This is a genomic window from Limnohabitans sp. INBF002, assembly GCF_027924905.1.
Classification (GTDB): Bacteria; Pseudomonadota; Gammaproteobacteria; order Burkholderiales; family Burkholderiaceae_C; genus Limnohabitans.
Window position 1 is genome coordinate 1,689,778 of the sequence record NZ_AP027055.1, and the last position, 14,110, is coordinate 1,703,887.

A 14,110-nucleotide genomic window follows, 5' to 3' on the forward strand; every position below is an offset into this window, starting at 1 on the left:
TGTCTGTCGTTTAGCCGCGCTTGCTGATCACTTGATCAATCAAACCGTACTCTTTGGACTCGTCGGCACTCAGATAGTAATCGCGTTCGGTATCGCGCTCGATTTTCTCAAGCGGCTGGCCGGTACGCTCAGCCAAGATGCGGTTCAATTGGTCGCGCGTCTTCAAGATTTCACGGGCGTGAATCTCGATTTCTGTGGCTTGGCCACGAGTACCGCCCAAAGGCTGGTGAATCATGACCTTGGAGTTAGGCAAAGCAAAGCGCTTGCCCTTCTCGCCCGCTGCCAACAAGAACGCGCCCATGCTGGCGGCCATGCCGATACACAGCGTGGACACATGAGGCTTGATGAAGTTCATGGTGTCGAACACCGACATACCCGCACTCACCGAGCCGCCGGGGGAGTTGATGTAGAGCGAGATGTCCTTATCGGGGTTCTCGCTCTCAAGGAACAACAATTGCGCCACCACCAAGTTGGCGGTTTGGTCGTTGACTTCGCCCACCAAAAAGATCACGCGCTCTTTGAGCAAACGTGAATAGATGTCGTAAGACCGCTCGCCGCGGCCCGACTGCTCAATGACCATGGGGACCATGCCCAAGGCTTGTGTATCCAGTGCGCTCATGTTGTTTCCTTGTAGGAGGATCAGGCTTGACCCATCAATTCGTCGAATGAAATCGCTTTGGCGGTGACCTTAGCTTTAGACAAGATGAAGTCAGTCACGTTGTTTTCAATGACGATGGCTTCAACTTCGCCCAAACGGCTCATGTCGCTGTAGTACCAACGCACCACATCGGCTGGCTTCTCGTAGCTAGAGGCCAGTTCTTCGATGTGCGCTTTGATTTGCTCAGCGGTGGCTTGCAGGTTGTTGGCGCGAACCAAATCAGCCACCACCAAGCCCATGCGCACGCGCTTTTCAGCTTGTGGGCGGAACACATCGTCAGGGATTGGGGCTTTGTCCGCGTCTTTGATGCCACGGGCCTTGAGGTCAGCGCGAGCGCCTTCGACCATGCGGTCGAGTTCAGCTTGCACGCTGGCGTTTGGCAGGTCGAGTTCAGCTTTGGTGGCCACTGCGTCCAACGCGGCTTGCTTGTTGCGACCCAACAAACGGAACTTGACTTCGCGCTCCAAGTTTTTCTTGATGTCAGCGCGCAAGCCTGCCACGGTGGCTTCGGCCACGCCCAAAGACTTGGCCAATTCGTCGGTCACTTCTGGCAAGTGAGCGGCTTCGACTTTCTTCAAAGTCACCAAGAAATCGGATTGTTTGCCGGCCACGTCTTTGCCGTGGTAGTCAGCGGGGAAGCTCAGGGGGAAAGTCTTGCTTTCGCCCGACTTCATGCCGCGCACCGCATCTTCAAATTCTTTGAGCATCTGGCCTTCGCCGAGCAAGAACTGGAAGTCTTCGGCTTTGCCGCCTTGGAATGGCTCGCCGTCAATCTTGCCTTCGAAGTCAATGGTCACGCGGTCGCTGTCTTGAGCGGCACCGTCCAAGCCACGTTGGGCGAAGGTGCGGCGTTGCTTGCGCAAGATGTCGATGGTTTTGTCGATGGCAGCGTCTGTCACTTCGGCAGACACGGTTTCAACGTCAACACCGGCCATGTCAGCAAATTTCACTTCTGGGTACACCTCGAAGATGGCTTCGAATTGCATTTCACCTTCAGGCGCGCCTTCTTTTTCAGTGATGCGGGGTTGGCCAGCAACGCGCAATTTGGCTTCGTTGGTCGCCAATTGGAATGCTTCGCCCACTTTGTCGTTCATCACTTCGAACTGGGTGGAGTAGCCGTAGCGCTGAGCCACGATGTTCATCGGCACTTTGCCTGGACGGAAACCGTCAATCTTGACTTGGCGTGCCACGCGCTTCAAACGCACGTCCACTTCCTTGGTGATGATGTCCACAGGCAACGACAAGGTGATCTTGCGTTCCAATTTTTCCAAAGTTTCAACAGTCACGGCCATGTGGTTTCTCCTAAATTGGCATGGTCAGCAGCGGCCTTGTGGCCGCTTGCTATCAATCAAATGGTGCGCGGGGCGGGACTCGAACCCGCACATCCTTGCGGACGTCAGGACCTAAACCTGGTGCGTCTACCAATTTCGCCACCCGCGCGGGTTTCTAAATAACAACGGGTGGTCAGGGTAGACCACCCGCTTGAAATCGGTCAGCCTTGCATTTTAGACGGCTTTTCGACCTTAAACCACGCCGCGTACATAGCGGGCAAGGCAAGCAGCGTCAAGACGGTGGCCACCACCAAGCCGCCCATGATCGCGACGGCCATGGGCCCCCAAAACACGCTGCGTGTGAGCGGGATCATGGCCAACACCGCCGCCGCCGCCGTGAGCACGATGGGACGCAAGCGTCGCACAGCGGACTCGACAATCGCTTCCCAGGCGGGCACGCCGCTGGCACGGTCTTGCTCAATTTGGTCAATCAGGATGACCGAATTGCGCTGGATCATGCCCATCAAGGCAATCACGCCGAGCAAAGCCACGAAACCAAATGGGCGGTTCAGCGCCAGCAAAGCACCGGCCACGCCAGCCAAACCCAACGGGCCGGTCAAAAACACCAACATGGCACGGCTGAAGCTGTGCAACTGAAGCATCAGCAAAGTAAAGGTGATGAACAACATCACGGGCATACCTGCCGAGATGGAGCTAGAGCCTTTAGAGCTTTCCTCCACCGCGCCCGCCACTTCAATGCGGTATGACTGGGTGTCGGTCTCCATCCACTTGGCTTCCAGCTTCTTCAGGTCTGGCAGCAGTTGCTGCGTGACCGTGGCGCCTTGTAAGCCTTCAATGATGTCGCATTGCACGGTGATGGCGTATTCGCGGCCTTCACGCCACATCACGCCCGGCTCCCAAGAAAACACGGGTTTCACAATCTGCGTGGCCGGAATCATGCGGCCTGACGCGGTGGGGATGTAGGCATTGGTCAAGTCACTGATGGCATCCCGCTCATTGAGGGGCTGACGCAACACGATGTCGATGAGCTTGTTGTCCTCGCGGAACTGCTCCACGGTCGAGCCCACCAACAAGGTGCGCATGGCCTGTGCAATGGATTGACTGGTCACACCCAAGGCGCGCGCTTTGGCTTGGTCCACTTCCAAACGCACAACTTTGACCGCTTCGTTCCAGTTGTCGTTAACACCACGCGTAGATGAGCTGGCACGCATTTGCGCCTTCACCTCATCGGCGCGTGCACGCAAGACTTTGGGGTCAGGCCCAACCACGCGGAACTGCACGGGGTATGGCACAGGTGGGCCGTTGGGTAATAGCTTCACACGCGCACGGGCTTCTGGAAACTCTTGCGCCAGCATGGCAGGCAAAGCCAAACGCAACAACTCGCGGCGCTCCAAGCTCTCGGGTATCACCACAATTTGCGACACATTGCTCTGTGGAAACACTTGGTCCAGCGGCAGGTAAAAACGCGGCAGACCCGAGCCAATCCATGTGCTCACCGTTTGCACGCCCTGCTCTTTGAGCAAACGCTGCTCCACGGCCTGCGTGACAGCCTCGTTGGCTTTGAACGCCGTGCCTTCAGGAAACCACAAGTCCACCAAAATTTCAGGACGGCTAGAGTCTGGGAAGAACTGCTGCTGCACACGCCCCATGCCCACCAAGCCCAACACGAAAATCAGCAAAGTGATGCCAATCGCCTTCCAGCGGTATTCCACGCACCAAGTCACTGCGGTGCGAAAGTGGCGGTAGAACGGGCCATCAAACAGCTCGTGTTCACCTCCGTGCTCGCCATGGGGTTTGACCTGCAACAGCAAGGTGCCCAAATACGGCACAAAGTACACCGACACCCACCAGCTCAGCACCAGCGCAATCACCGTCACCGCAAAGATGGCAAAGGTGTATTCACCCACCGTGGACTTGGCCATGCCAATCGGCAAAAAGCCTGCTGCGGTGATGAGCGTGCCCGTCAACATGGGCATGGCGGTCACTTCATATGCAAAGGTGGCGGCACGCACCCGGTCGTAACCCTCTTCCATTTTGCGCACCATCATCTCGACAGCGATGATGGCGTCGTCCACCAACAACCCCAACGCAATGATCAGCGACCCCAGCGAAATTTTGTGCAGGCCAATGCCCCAATAATTCATGGCCAAGAACGTCATGGCCAACACCAACGGAATCGTGATCGCCACCACCAGGCCTGGGCGCATGTCCACATACCAGCCGTAGCGTCCGCCTTTGTGCAAACCCAAGGCCACGAAGCTGACCAACAACACAATCAACACCGCTTCAATCAGCACTCGCACAAACTCACCCACCGACTTTTCAACGGCTTTGGGTTGGTCTTGCACCTGCACCAAACTCACGCCGATGGGCAATGTTTTCTCAATGCGTGCCGTCGCGACCTCTAATGATTTACCCAGCGCAATGATGTCGCCGCCTTTGGCCATCGAGACGCCCAATGCAATGACAGGCTTGCCTTGGTGATGAACCTTGACGGTGGCTGGTTCTACATAGCCGCGAGTAACAGTGGCAATGTCACCTAACTTGAGTTGCTGGCCCGAACTGCCGCGAATGGGCATGGCACGCAACTGAGCTTCGGTTTCAAACTGGCCACCAATGCGCACTTGCAGCACATCCAGCGGCGCTTGCACGCTGCCCGCGTTTTCTACCGCGTTTTCTTGGCTGAGTTGCGCCAAAACCGCGCCCACATCGAGACCGAGTTGAACCAAGCGCTTTTGTGGAATTTCAATGAAGATTTTTTCGTCTTGCACACCAAACTGCTCGACCTTGGCCACATCGGGCACACGCAGCAGTTGCTGACGCACATCGTCGGCAAACTTCTTTACCTCTGCGGGTGTGAAGCCCGGGGCGTCAAGCGCATAGATCACGCCATACACGTCACCAAAATCATCGTTGAAAAACGGCCCTTGAACGCCTGGCGGCAAGGTGTAGCGCATGTCGCCAATCTTCTTGCGCACCGCGTACCAAACACCAGGCACATCGCTGGGTTTAGCGGCATCTTTCAGTTGAAAAATAATTTGCGATTCACCCGGCTTGGAATAGCTGCGAATCTTGTCGGCATGCGGCACCTCTTGCAACGTGCGCTCAAGCTTGTCCGTGACTTGCTCAGCCACTTGTTGCGCGGTTGCGCCTGGCCAATACGTGCGCACCACCATGGCGCGAAAGGTAAACGGTGGGTCTTCGTCTTGGCCCAGTTGGAAATAGGCGGCCACGCCCAAAATCATCAGCACGACCATCAAGTAACGCGTCAGCGCAGGATGGTCAAGCGCCCATTTGGAGAGGTTGAATTTATCGTCCATGTTCAACTCACTTCAGCGCCGCAAAGATCGACACTTTTTGGCCAGCGGTCAGCACATGCACACCCGACAGCACCACTTGATCACCGTTTTGCAAGCCCGACGTGACCACGGCATCGTTGCCTTCGGCGGTGTTGACTTGAATGGTTTGTGCCTTCACGGTCATGGTGTTGGGATCAAGCAGCCACACCGATGTGGCGCCCGCTTCCAAACGCAATGCGCTGGTCGGCAACTTGATCGACTTCACGGCCACAGCATCCCCCAGCGACAACGTGACCGTCACGGTAGACCCCAGCACAGGCGTGGCCTCTTTTGGCAAGGCAGCCTTGACCAGAAAGCTGCGCGTCACCGTGTCAGCACTGGCAGACACATCGCGCACCACGGCTTCGAGAACCTTGCCGTCCACCCACTGACGGACCTTCACTTTGGCGCCTGTTTTCAACAAACCCAGTTTGTCTTCTGCCACGGAGAACACCACATCACGCGGGCCATCCAGCGCCAAGCGCACCACCGGCTGGCCTGCGGCCACCACTTGACCTGCACTTGCGTCCACCGACGTCACAATGCCTGCGCCATCGGCCAACAACCGGGTGTAGCCCGATTGATTGCCTTGCACCGAGCTTTGCGCTTGGGCTTGCTTCCACTGGGCCTGGGCTGAGATGTAGGCGGCCTCGCGGCGCTGCAACTCGGCCACGCTGATAAAGCCCTGCGCATGCAGATCTTGGTAACGTTTGAAATCTGCACTCGCCACATCACGGTTGGATTGCGCCGCCACCAGTTGGGCGGCAGCGGCATCGGCTGTCACGCGGTAGTCTTGTGGGTCGAGCTGCGCCAGCAACTCACCGGCCTTCACGCGCTGGCCAATTTCAGCTGGACGGCTGAGCAATTTGCCAGCCACGCGAAACCCAAGGCTCGATTCCACGCGCGCGCGGACCTCCCCTGAAAACTCCAAATCCATCGTCGAACCGGACTCGCCCACGGTCAACACTTTCACCGCCCGCACAGGCTCTTGAGGTTCTGGACCTTTGCCGCATGCAGCCAAAGTCACAGAGAAAAATAAGGCCAGTGCAACGCGCCTTGAAGGCAAAAATGGGGACAACATAAAGTATTGATTTTTTAATGACTGATTGGTTATTAATGTATCCGATTTGGATTCCCCTCTCATTTACAAGGGGGAACGACAATAGGGATTACTTATGTCAAGCATTGAGCACTACGAAAACTTCCCCGTCGCCTCTTGGCTGTGCCCTGCACATTTGCGCCCCGCTGTTCAAGCGCTGTACCACTTTGCACGCACAGCCGATGATTTGGCCGACGAAGGCCACGACCCCGCACACCACCGCCTTGAAGCGCTCGGAGAATACCGCGCAGACTTAACCAACAGCCTCAGCAGCGCCACCACGCCTAGCCAGCGCTGGCCTCAGGTCTTTGACCCACTGCAACGCGCCGTGCAGCAATACCAGTTGCCAGCACAACCCTTGTTCGACCTGCTCGACGCCTTTGAGCAAGACGTGGTCTACACCAGCGTCGGTCAAGGCTACCGAGACCGCAGCGAACTGCTGGACTATTGCCGCCGCTCAGCCAACCCCGTGGGGCGCTTGATGTTGCACTTGTACGGCGTGAGCGACAACACCTCGCTGGCACAAAGCGACGCCATCTGCACAGCACTGCAACTCATCAACTTTTGGCAAGACCGTGCTGAAGATTTGCGCCGTGGCCGAGACTATTTGCCCCTGGGTCACACACTGGCAGAAGAACGTCGCTTTGCCCGCGCGTTGATGCAGGAGGGCAAGCCGCTGGTCCACCGCGTCAAAGGACGTGCGGGCTGGGAGCTGCGTGCCGTGGTGCAAGGTGGCTTACGGATCTTGGACAAGCTGGATGCGCGCGTTGAAACCGCAGACCCCACACAACTTCAGCGCCCAACGCTGCAAAAAACAGACGCCCTTCGCATCCTCTGGCGTTGCATCCGCATGTGAAGCCTGGCGCCTGAAGCCTGATCGGCGTGCCCGATAATCAGGCACACATGACACCTCAAGACTACGTTCAGCAAAAAGCTTCTGCTTCGGGCAGCAGCTTTTATTACGCCTTTCTTTTTCTACCCCCGCCACGCCGCGCCGCCATCACGGCGTTTTATGCCTTCTGCCGTGAGGTAGACGATGTTGTTGATGAGGTGACCGACCCAGGCGTCGCCGCCAGCAAACTGGCGTGGTGGCACAACGAAGTGCGCCAAGCCTTTGCAGGCAAACCCAACCACCCCGTGACCCAAGCGCTGATGCCTTGGGTGGCGGAGTTCGGCATTGAAGAAGCCTCGTTGCAATCCGTGATTGATGGCTGCGAAATGGACCTGACGCAAACCCGCTACCTCGACTACCCCAACCTCACGCGGTACTGCCACTTGGTGGCAGGGGTCGTGGGCGAAGTCTCAGCCAAGATTTTTGGCCAAACAGAGGCGACCACCACCGCCTACGCCCACAAGCTGGGCCAAGCGTTTCAACTCACCAACATCCTGCGTGACGTGGGTGAAGACGCTCTGCGTGGCCGCATTTACCTGCCCGTCAGCGAGCTGCAACAGTTCGACGTGAAAGCCCATGAAATTTTGAACCGTGTGGACTCGGACCGCTTTCAGCAACTGATGCAATTCCAAGCTGCACGCGCACACGCCCTGTACGACGAAGCCTTGGCCCTGCTGCCCGCGAATGATTGGAAGCATCAAAAACCAGGTTTGATGATGGCCAGCATCTACCGCACCTTGCTGCGTGAGATCGAAGCCCAGAAGTTTCCCGTGCTCAAACAACGCGTGGCCCTCACCCCGCTGCGCAAACTCTGGCTCGCTTGGAAAATGCAAGCGCTGGGCCGCTTCTAACCCGCCCTGCCTCGTGTGATGAAGCAACTGACCATCGTGGGTGCAGGCTGGGCCGGTTTGGCTGCTGCCGTGGCCGCCACCCAAGCGGGCTGGCAGGTCACGCTGTTTGAGGCCGCACCGCTCGCGGGCGGTCGCGCTCGCAGCTTGCAACAAAACTTTGCGGACAAGCCCCTGGACAACGGCCAACATGTGTTGATTGGCGCGTACCGCGACACCCTCGCCTTGATGCGAACCGTGGGCTTAAATCCCGAGGCCCTGCTACAGCGCCTGCCACTTGATCTGCGCTTCCCTGATGGACAAGGCCTGAGCTTGCCCGATTGGCCCCTGCCATTCAACCTGCTCGCAGGCGTGGCCCGCGCAAATGGCTGGTCTTTGAAAGACAAAGCCAGCCTGATACAAGCCTCATGGCACTGGCAACGCACGGGCTTCACATGTGACGACACATGGACCGTGGTGCAGCTTTGCGAAGATGCGCGCTTGAGCCCTCGCGTGATGCTGCAGTTGATCGAACCCTTGTGTCTATCCGCGCTCAACACGCCCTTGCATCAAGCCAGTGCCACCGTGTTTTTGCGCGTGCTGCAAGATGCGTTGCTGGGTGGATCAGGCAGTTCTGACCTGCTTGTGCCTCGCATCGATTTAGGGGCCTTGCTGCCAGATGCTTGTTTGCAGTGGCTCAGCACACAAGGCGCCGACATTCGTTTAGGACAGCGCATCACAGCTGGCGCACTGGAGGCCTTGACTCACGCAAACTCCCCCACACAAGCCACCCTCTTGGCCTGCCCGCCGTGGGAAGCAGCCCGCCTGAGCGCCGACCTAGCACCCAAGTGGGCTTACCCATGCGCGGAGTTGCAGCACACCGTCATTGCCACCGTGTATTTGCGTTGCACAGATGCTGGTTTTGCGGGGCTACCCCGACCCATGATGGCGCTGTACAGCGATGCACAAGCCCCTGCACAGTTTGTGTTCGACCGTGGCGCATTGACCGCACAACCTGGCTTATTGGCCGCCGTCGTCAGTGCCTGTTCGGCAGAGCGCGATGAAGTGACCGAACAGGTGTACGACCAAGTGTGCGAGCAACTTGAACTGACGAATCTGGAAGTGGTGCAAACCGTGGTCGAAAAACGTGCGACGCTGGCATGCACGCCGCTGCTGAATCGGCCCGAACCCTTCATCGCACCAGGACTTTGGGCCTGCGGTGACTACATTTGCGGCCCCTACCCCTCCACACTCGAAGGTGCGGTGCGATCAGGCCAACAAGTGGTCACACAGCTCAGCCAAATGGCTGACCGTCAGCGGCTGGGCTAAATCATGCGGCCAATCGTGGCCTTGAGTGTTGACCCACGCGGTTTGCATGCCTGCACGGAGGGCGCCCAACACATCGGTTGTGGCGTCATCACCTAAGTGCAACACGGCCTCAGCTGGCAAATTCAGCTGCGCCGCTGCCGCATGAAAAATGCGCGCATCGGGTTTGGCCACTCCAAAGACTCGCGCGCTGACAGCCGCCTGAAAGTACGGTCCCGCCTCTGTGCGAAACACATCGGCGTTGCCGTTTGACAACCCCACCAAGGGGTAACGCGCCGCCAAGCGTGCCAGCGCGGGTTGCACACCGTCATACAGCTGCACGTTTTGGCGCTCCGCAAAAAACACCTCAAAGGCAGCATCGGCCAAATGCGGCGCTTCGCCAGCACGCAGCAAGCTTTCGCGAATGGCTTCACGACGCAAAAAAGTCAAATCATGCGCTTTGTCGGCATGACGCTGATTGATCTCCGCACGGATCGCTTGCTTCACGCCAGGCTGCGCGCACAACAGCGCAGTTTGCGGGGCGTGCAACGCCAGCCAATCTTGCAAAACCACCTCCGCGCGCGCGATGGTGGGCCAGACCGGCCACAAGGTGTCGTCAAGGTCTAGGGTTATGGCTTGGATTTTGGAAAGGTTCAACATGCTGGGCGAGAATACCGCATCATGATCAAACCTGCCTTCAATCCCGAACCGCCTTTTGCCCACGGTCAAACACCACGCACCGCCGTGCTGTTATGCAACTTGGGCACACCCGATGCGCCCACCGCCCCCGCCGTGCGCCGTTACCTTGCCGAGTTTTTGGGAGATCACCGCGTGGTTGAAATTCCCCGTTTGGTGTGGATGGCCATCCTGCACGGCATCATCTTGCGCGTGCGTCCAGCCAAATCGGCAGCCAAATACGCCACGATTTGGACCGCAGAAGGCTCGCCTTTGAAGGTGTGGACAGACAAACAAGCGCAAGCACTGCAAAACGTGTTCAGCGCCAACGGTGAAGCGGTCAGCGTGCGTTACGCCATGCGCTATGGCAACCCGTCGATTGCCAGTCAACTCGACGCGCTCAAGGCCGAAGGTTTCACCCGCATCTTGGTTGTGCCAGCCTATCCACAGTACTCAGGCACCACCACAGCCAGCGTGTTTGATGCGGTCTACCACTGGGGCTTGCGCAGCCGCGTGTTGCCAGAGTTCCGCTTTATCAACCACTACCACGACCACCCCGCTTACATCCAAGCCTTGGCCGAGCGCGTGCGTACACACTGGGCGACTCACGGGCAACCCGAACGTTTGGTGATGAGCTTTCACGGCGTGCCTGAACGTACCCTGCACTTGGGCGACCCTTACCACTGCGAGTGCTACAAAACAGCACGCCTACTGGGCGAGGCATTGGGTCTGAGCAAAGCGCAATACATGGTGACCTTCCAATCCCGCTTTGGCAAAGCCAAATGGCTGGAGCCCTACACCGAGCCCACCCTGATTGCACTGGCACAACAAGGTGTGAAACGGGTGGACCTGATTTGCCCAGGTTTCACCAGCGATTGCTTAGAAACTTTGGAAGAAATTTCGCAAGAAGCACAAGAAGCGTATCTGCACGCAGGTGGTGAGGTGTTCCATTACATCCCCTGTTTGAACGACAGCGCAACATGGGTGCAAGGCCTGTACGAACTCAGCAAAACACACATGGGTGGATGGCCGATGCAAGCGCCAAACGCTGAGCCATTAGCCACCAGCCGTCGAGAAGCTTTGGCCTTGGGCGCTAAAAACTAAAAAAGCCGCTGAAAAGCGGCTTTTTGAATTGCAAGGCAAAGCGAATCAAGGCGCCTTACTTGCTGCGGGTGCGGGTGCAGGCGTCGCCACAGCAACAGGTGGGTTTACCAAAGATGCTGGTTTTTGAGCTGCGGGGACGACCACAGCTTCTACAGAAGCAGAGGCGTTGGAGGCTGGTGCTTCTGCAGCGCTTGCAGCGTCTGCTGCCTCGGACGGCACAACTTGCAAAGGTGGTGCAGGCTCAGCAGCGGACTCGTCTTGCGGCTGCATGTAAGCAGCCACCGCCAACGCTGCCGCAAACAAACCTGCAATGACCCAAAGTGATGTTTTGGACTTTGTTTCTTCTGGCTGAGCTAAAACAACCGGCTCTTTGTCGGGGGCGGCGATTTGCGCAGAAGGTTCGGCAGGTTCAGCGATCGGGGTCTGTGCAGGCGCGGCTGTCTCAACGGGCACAGCGGCAACATCAGCAATCAACGGTTCTTCAAGTGCGCTTTCGGCTTCAAGCGGTTCAACCACTTGGCCAAAGACTTCTTCGGCCGAGACACCCAACAAGGCGCCAACTTTTTTTGCAGCGGTTGCTTTGACGGCAGCGCTGTAAAAAGCACTCATACCGCCCTCTTCCAACTGGCGAATTTGCTTGACCGACATGCAAGCGCGGATCGCCATATCGCTCAAAGCCCAGCCTTGGGTTTCGCGACGCAGGCGCAACAAATCGCCGTTGATGAAGAGTTCTTCTTGGCTCATAAACACACGAGGCGTGACGCCGTCTCAGTGAGTTACTTGACCAACAAGAGTTCGCCCTTGATGGACGCACCCTTTTGAACCGACAGGGTTTGGTACACCACATGACCATCCACAGAGGCAGACGAAGTCACGATCAACTCATTACAAGTTGCAGTACCAGAGAACTTACCTTTGATGTGCAAGCTGCTGCAAGTCACAACACCTTCGACTTGGCCGCGCGCACCAATGGTGAGCTCGTCCACTTGAATTTGGCCGTTCAAGGCACCTTCCACGTGAATGGCGCCTTTGGCGGCAATTTCACCGCGGAACGAGAAACCTTCGCTCAGGATAGAAGGCTTGGTGGCAGTGGTTGAAATCATGTCCATCATGCTGGTTCGTTGGTTAGATATAGGGGCAGGCGTTGCGACTGCAGGTTGCTGTTCCGACACAGCCTCGTCAACCACGGATTCAATTTGCTCGTCGTCGACGGCAGACGCATTCGTTTGCGACAAATTAACGTTGTTGGTTTTGGATTTGTTGAACATATTGTGCCGTCCGTATAACTTTTTGTGGATTGACTGGATAACCACCAATCAAGATTTCCAAATGCAGGTGCTTACCTGTCGACGAAGAACCTGTACTGCCGATATTGCCCAGCACAGATTCGTTAGTGACTTTGTCACCCAACTTCACTTCGATATTTGCCAAATGCGCGTAGAGCGACTCCACGCCATTGGTGTGGCGAACCACCACGGTGTTGCCGTATTGCGTATGAAACTGCGCCAGCACCACCACGCCAGGCTTGACTGGGTGAACTTTTTCATCGCCCGTCTGACTCAACAAGTCGAGTCCCGTATGGAAGTGTGTTTGTCCAGAGATGGGATGACGGCGAACACCAAAGTCCGATGTCACGCTGTAATTCGGCACAGGCATCACACTGGGCAATGCGTACAGAACTTCGCGCAAACCACGGTTGGTTGACAACTCATCAGCCACTTTGCCACGGAGCAAGGGGTTGCTCTTGACATCGTCTTCCAAGTTGAAACCACCATTCGCCGCATTTTGCTGAATGATTTTGACAATCTTCTCTGTCAAACCAGAAGACTCAAGTTGCGACTTCATGGTCACGTTCTCTTGAGAAACCGCGACCATTGAGGTATCCACAAAACGGCGAATACTCATGTCTCGGTCACGGATGGTCTGCGCCAGCGACACCATTTGCTCGTCACTCATGCTCAACTGGTCGATGCCTTCGGAATCGGACGCACTACTCAGCAAAGCGCGGTAGACCTCTTCGTGCGAACGCTCAAGCTTCGCTCGGCTCAACATGAGACTGATGCTGGTTGCAAACAATACACCAATCGCCACCAACATAGCACCCGTCACCAAAATGCCACCACGCACCAAAATGCGCTGCATGCGGCCACTGACGTTCAGGTAGTGAAGATCACCGTTTTGCTCAAGAATGATGCGCGCATCTTCGTACTGACGCGCCCACCCATTGGACACGAGTCCAGGGAGCATGCGAACAGTGGAAAAGAGTCGGCGCAACATTTAAACCGCAGTCAGTTAATTAAGCGGGCGTCGAGCCGCCGACGTGAATGACGGGGCCGTTGGCATCTTGACTCAAGGTACCTTCGATTTCGCCGCCTTTTTCAATCTCAATTTCTGAGTACTGAACTTTGCCAGCAATTTTGCCGGTGGAGCGAACAATCAAGCTCTTCTCGGAAATGATGGTGTTGTGGAGTTGACCACGCACATCAATGACCTTGGCCGAAACGCGGCCTGTGATCTTGCCTGTTGGGCCGATCAACACTTCTTCTGCAGTTAAATCTCCCTCAATCACGCCATTGATGATGGCTTTTGAGGGAACAGTGAACGTACCTTTGACGACAACGCCGTCACCGATAACAACACTTTCGAGCGAATCAGATTGATTAGACATATGGACTCCTTGCTCAAATTTTAGCAAACAAACCACCAAAAACTACATTAATTGCAATTTATTGTTGTTTATTTGTGAAGAAAAGTTCATTGAACGCAACCACTTAGCGTATTTTTTGAATGTGCTTCCTAACTCTCGAAGAACTGGAATTCGATATAAGTGTGAAAAGTATCAAAGCGACATTCACCACAGGACATTCAAGCCGCCAGTAGTCATAAAAGACAGACGTTGATTGGCTACCATCGGGTATCT

At 56.4% G+C, this 14,110-nt stretch carries 13 protein-coding genes and 1 tRNA gene; 4 read left to right on the forward strand and 10 right to left on the reverse strand.

Translation table 11 applies throughout. The features are described from left to right. Positions 1–10 precede the first annotated feature (10 nt). From clpP to QMG15_RS08300, 5 genes are all read right to left on the reverse strand, one after another. The gene (clpP, locus tag QMG15_RS08280) at positions 11–619 is read right to left on the reverse strand and encodes an ATP-dependent Clp endopeptidase proteolytic subunit ClpP (protein WP_108359930.1); all 609 of its coding nucleotides are present in this window, start codon (positions 617–619) and stop codon (positions 11–13) included. 20 nt (positions 620–639) lie between these two features. Continuing rightward, positions 640–1,950: a trigger factor gene (gene tig / locus QMG15_RS08285; protein WP_108359931.1), complete on the reverse strand. Its 1,311-nt coding sequence runs from the start codon at positions 1,948–1,950 to the stop codon at positions 640–642. A 61-nt stretch (positions 1,951–2,011) separates the two neighbouring features. Continuing rightward, positions 2,012–2,098 (reverse strand) — tRNA-Leu (locus QMG15_RS08290). A gap of 52 nt (positions 2,099–2,150) precedes the next feature. After that, complete coding sequence (locus QMG15_RS08295; protein ID WP_281788207.1) at positions 2,151–5,270, reverse strand: efflux RND transporter permease subunit; 3,120 nt, start codon at positions 5,268–5,270, stop codon at positions 2,151–2,153. A 7-nt stretch (positions 5,271–5,277) separates the two neighbouring features. Then, positions 5,278–6,315, reverse strand: a complete 1,038-nt coding sequence (locus tag QMG15_RS08300; RefSeq protein WP_281788208.1) for an efflux RND transporter periplasmic adaptor subunit — start codon at positions 6,313–6,315, stop codon at positions 5,278–5,280. A 148-nt stretch (positions 6,316–6,463) separates the two neighbouring features. Between QMG15_RS08300 and QMG15_RS08305 the strand changes: the two genes are divergently transcribed. From QMG15_RS08305 to hpnE, 3 genes are read left to right on the forward strand one after another with little or no spacing between them, the layout of a single operon-like run. Beyond that, positions 6,464–7,243 (forward strand): squalene/phytoene synthase family protein, encoded by a 780-nt coding sequence (locus QMG15_RS08305; protein WP_281788209.1) that lies wholly within the window; start codon positions 6,464–6,466, stop codon positions 7,241–7,243. Between the two features lie 47 nt (positions 7,244–7,290). Next, entirely contained in the window at positions 7,291–8,130 is an 840-nt protein-coding gene (gene hpnD, locus QMG15_RS08310) for a presqualene diphosphate synthase HpnD (RefSeq protein WP_281788210.1), read from the forward strand. A gap of 18 nt (positions 8,131–8,148) precedes the next feature. Further along, positions 8,149–9,435, forward strand: coding sequence for a hydroxysqualene dehydroxylase HpnE (gene hpnE / locus QMG15_RS08315; protein WP_281788211.1), 1,287 nt, complete (start codon positions 8,149–8,151; stop codon positions 9,433–9,435). On the opposite strand, the gene QMG15_RS08320 is transcribed toward hpnE, so the two are convergent. Next, positions 9,376–10,071, reverse strand: a complete 696-nt coding sequence (locus tag QMG15_RS08320) for an HAD-IA family hydrolase (protein ID WP_281788212.1) — start codon at positions 10,069–10,071, stop codon at positions 9,376–9,378. The genes hpnE and QMG15_RS08320 overlap by 60 nt on opposite strands. A 21-nt stretch (positions 10,072–10,092) precedes the next feature. Here QMG15_RS08320 and hemH point away from each other — a divergent pair, with 21 nt between their 5' ends. Further along, on the forward strand, positions 10,093–11,190 hold the full coding sequence (gene hemH, locus QMG15_RS08325; RefSeq protein ID WP_281788213.1) for a ferrochelatase: 1,098 nt from the start codon (positions 10,093–10,095) through the stop codon (positions 11,188–11,190). Between the two features lie 45 nt (positions 11,191–11,235). On the opposite strand, the gene QMG15_RS08330 is transcribed toward hemH, so the two are convergent. The 4 genes from QMG15_RS08330 to QMG15_RS08345 are packed head-to-tail and all read right to left on the reverse strand — an operon-like array spanning position 11,236 to position 13,858. Next, complete coding sequence (locus QMG15_RS08330; RefSeq protein ID WP_281788214.1) at positions 11,236–11,934, reverse strand: helix-turn-helix domain-containing protein; 699 nt, start codon at positions 11,932–11,934, stop codon at positions 11,236–11,238. A gap of 32 nt (positions 11,935–11,966) precedes the next feature. Further along, positions 11,967–12,458 carry a polymer-forming cytoskeletal protein gene (locus QMG15_RS08335; protein WP_281788215.1) on the reverse strand — a complete coding sequence of 164 codons (492 nt, stop codon included), beginning with the start codon at positions 12,456–12,458 and terminating at the stop codon, positions 11,967–11,969. Next, positions 12,427–13,437, reverse strand: coding sequence for a M23 family metallopeptidase (locus tag QMG15_RS08340; RefSeq protein WP_281788216.1), 1,011 nt, complete (start codon positions 13,435–13,437; stop codon positions 12,427–12,429). Before QMG15_RS08340 ends, QMG15_RS08335 begins: the two co-directional genes overlap by 32 nt. A gap of 49 nt (positions 13,438–13,486) precedes the next feature. Beyond that, positions 13,487–13,858: a polymer-forming cytoskeletal protein gene (locus QMG15_RS08345; protein WP_281788217.1), complete on the reverse strand. Its 372-nt coding sequence runs from the start codon at positions 13,856–13,858 to the stop codon at positions 13,487–13,489. Positions 13,859–14,110: the final 252 nt, after the last annotated feature.

Excerpts from the sequence above, each read along its gene's own strand:
- tig (WP_108359931.1), bottom strand. The coding sequence starts at position 1,950 with ATGGCCGTGACTGTTGAAACTTTGGAAAAATTGGAACGCAAGATCACC.
- QMG15_RS08345 (WP_281788217.1), bottom strand. The coding sequence starts at position 13,858 with ATGTCTAATCAATCTGATTCGCTCGAAAGTGTTGTTATCGGTGACGGC.
- QMG15_RS08335 (WP_281788215.1), bottom strand. The coding sequence starts at position 12,458 with ATGTTCAACAAATCCAAAACCAACAACGTTAATTTGTCGCAAACGAAT.
- hpnE (WP_281788211.1), top strand. The coding sequence starts at position 8,149 with ATGAAGCAACTGACCATCGTGGGTGCAGGCTGGGCCGGTTTGGCTGCT.
- hemH (WP_281788213.1), top strand. The coding sequence starts at position 10,093 with ATGATCAAACCTGCCTTCAATCCCGAACCGCCTTTTGCCCACGGTCAA.
- QMG15_RS08330 (WP_281788214.1), bottom strand. The coding sequence starts at position 11,934 with ATGAGCCAAGAAGAACTCTTCATCAACGGCGATTTGTTGCGCCTGCGT.
- QMG15_RS08320 (WP_281788212.1), bottom strand. The coding sequence starts at position 10,071 with ATGTTGAACCTTTCCAAAATCCAAGCCATAACCCTAGACCTTGACGAC.
- QMG15_RS08340 (WP_281788216.1), bottom strand. The coding sequence starts at position 13,437 with ATGCTCCCTGGACTCGTGTCCAATGGGTGGGCGCGTCAGTACGAAGAT.
- hpnD (WP_281788210.1), top strand. The coding sequence starts at position 7,291 with ATGACACCTCAAGACTACGTTCAGCAAAAAGCTTCTGCTTCGGGCAGC.
- clpP (WP_108359930.1), bottom strand. The coding sequence starts at position 619 with ATGAGCGCACTGGATACACAAGCCTTGGGCATGGTCCCCATGGTCATT.
- QMG15_RS08305 (WP_281788209.1), top strand. The coding sequence starts at position 6,464 with ATGTCAAGCATTGAGCACTACGAAAACTTCCCCGTCGCCTCTTGGCTG.
- QMG15_RS08295 (WP_281788207.1), bottom strand. The coding sequence starts at position 5,270 with ATGGACGATAAATTCAACCTCTCCAAATGGGCGCTTGACCATCCTGCG.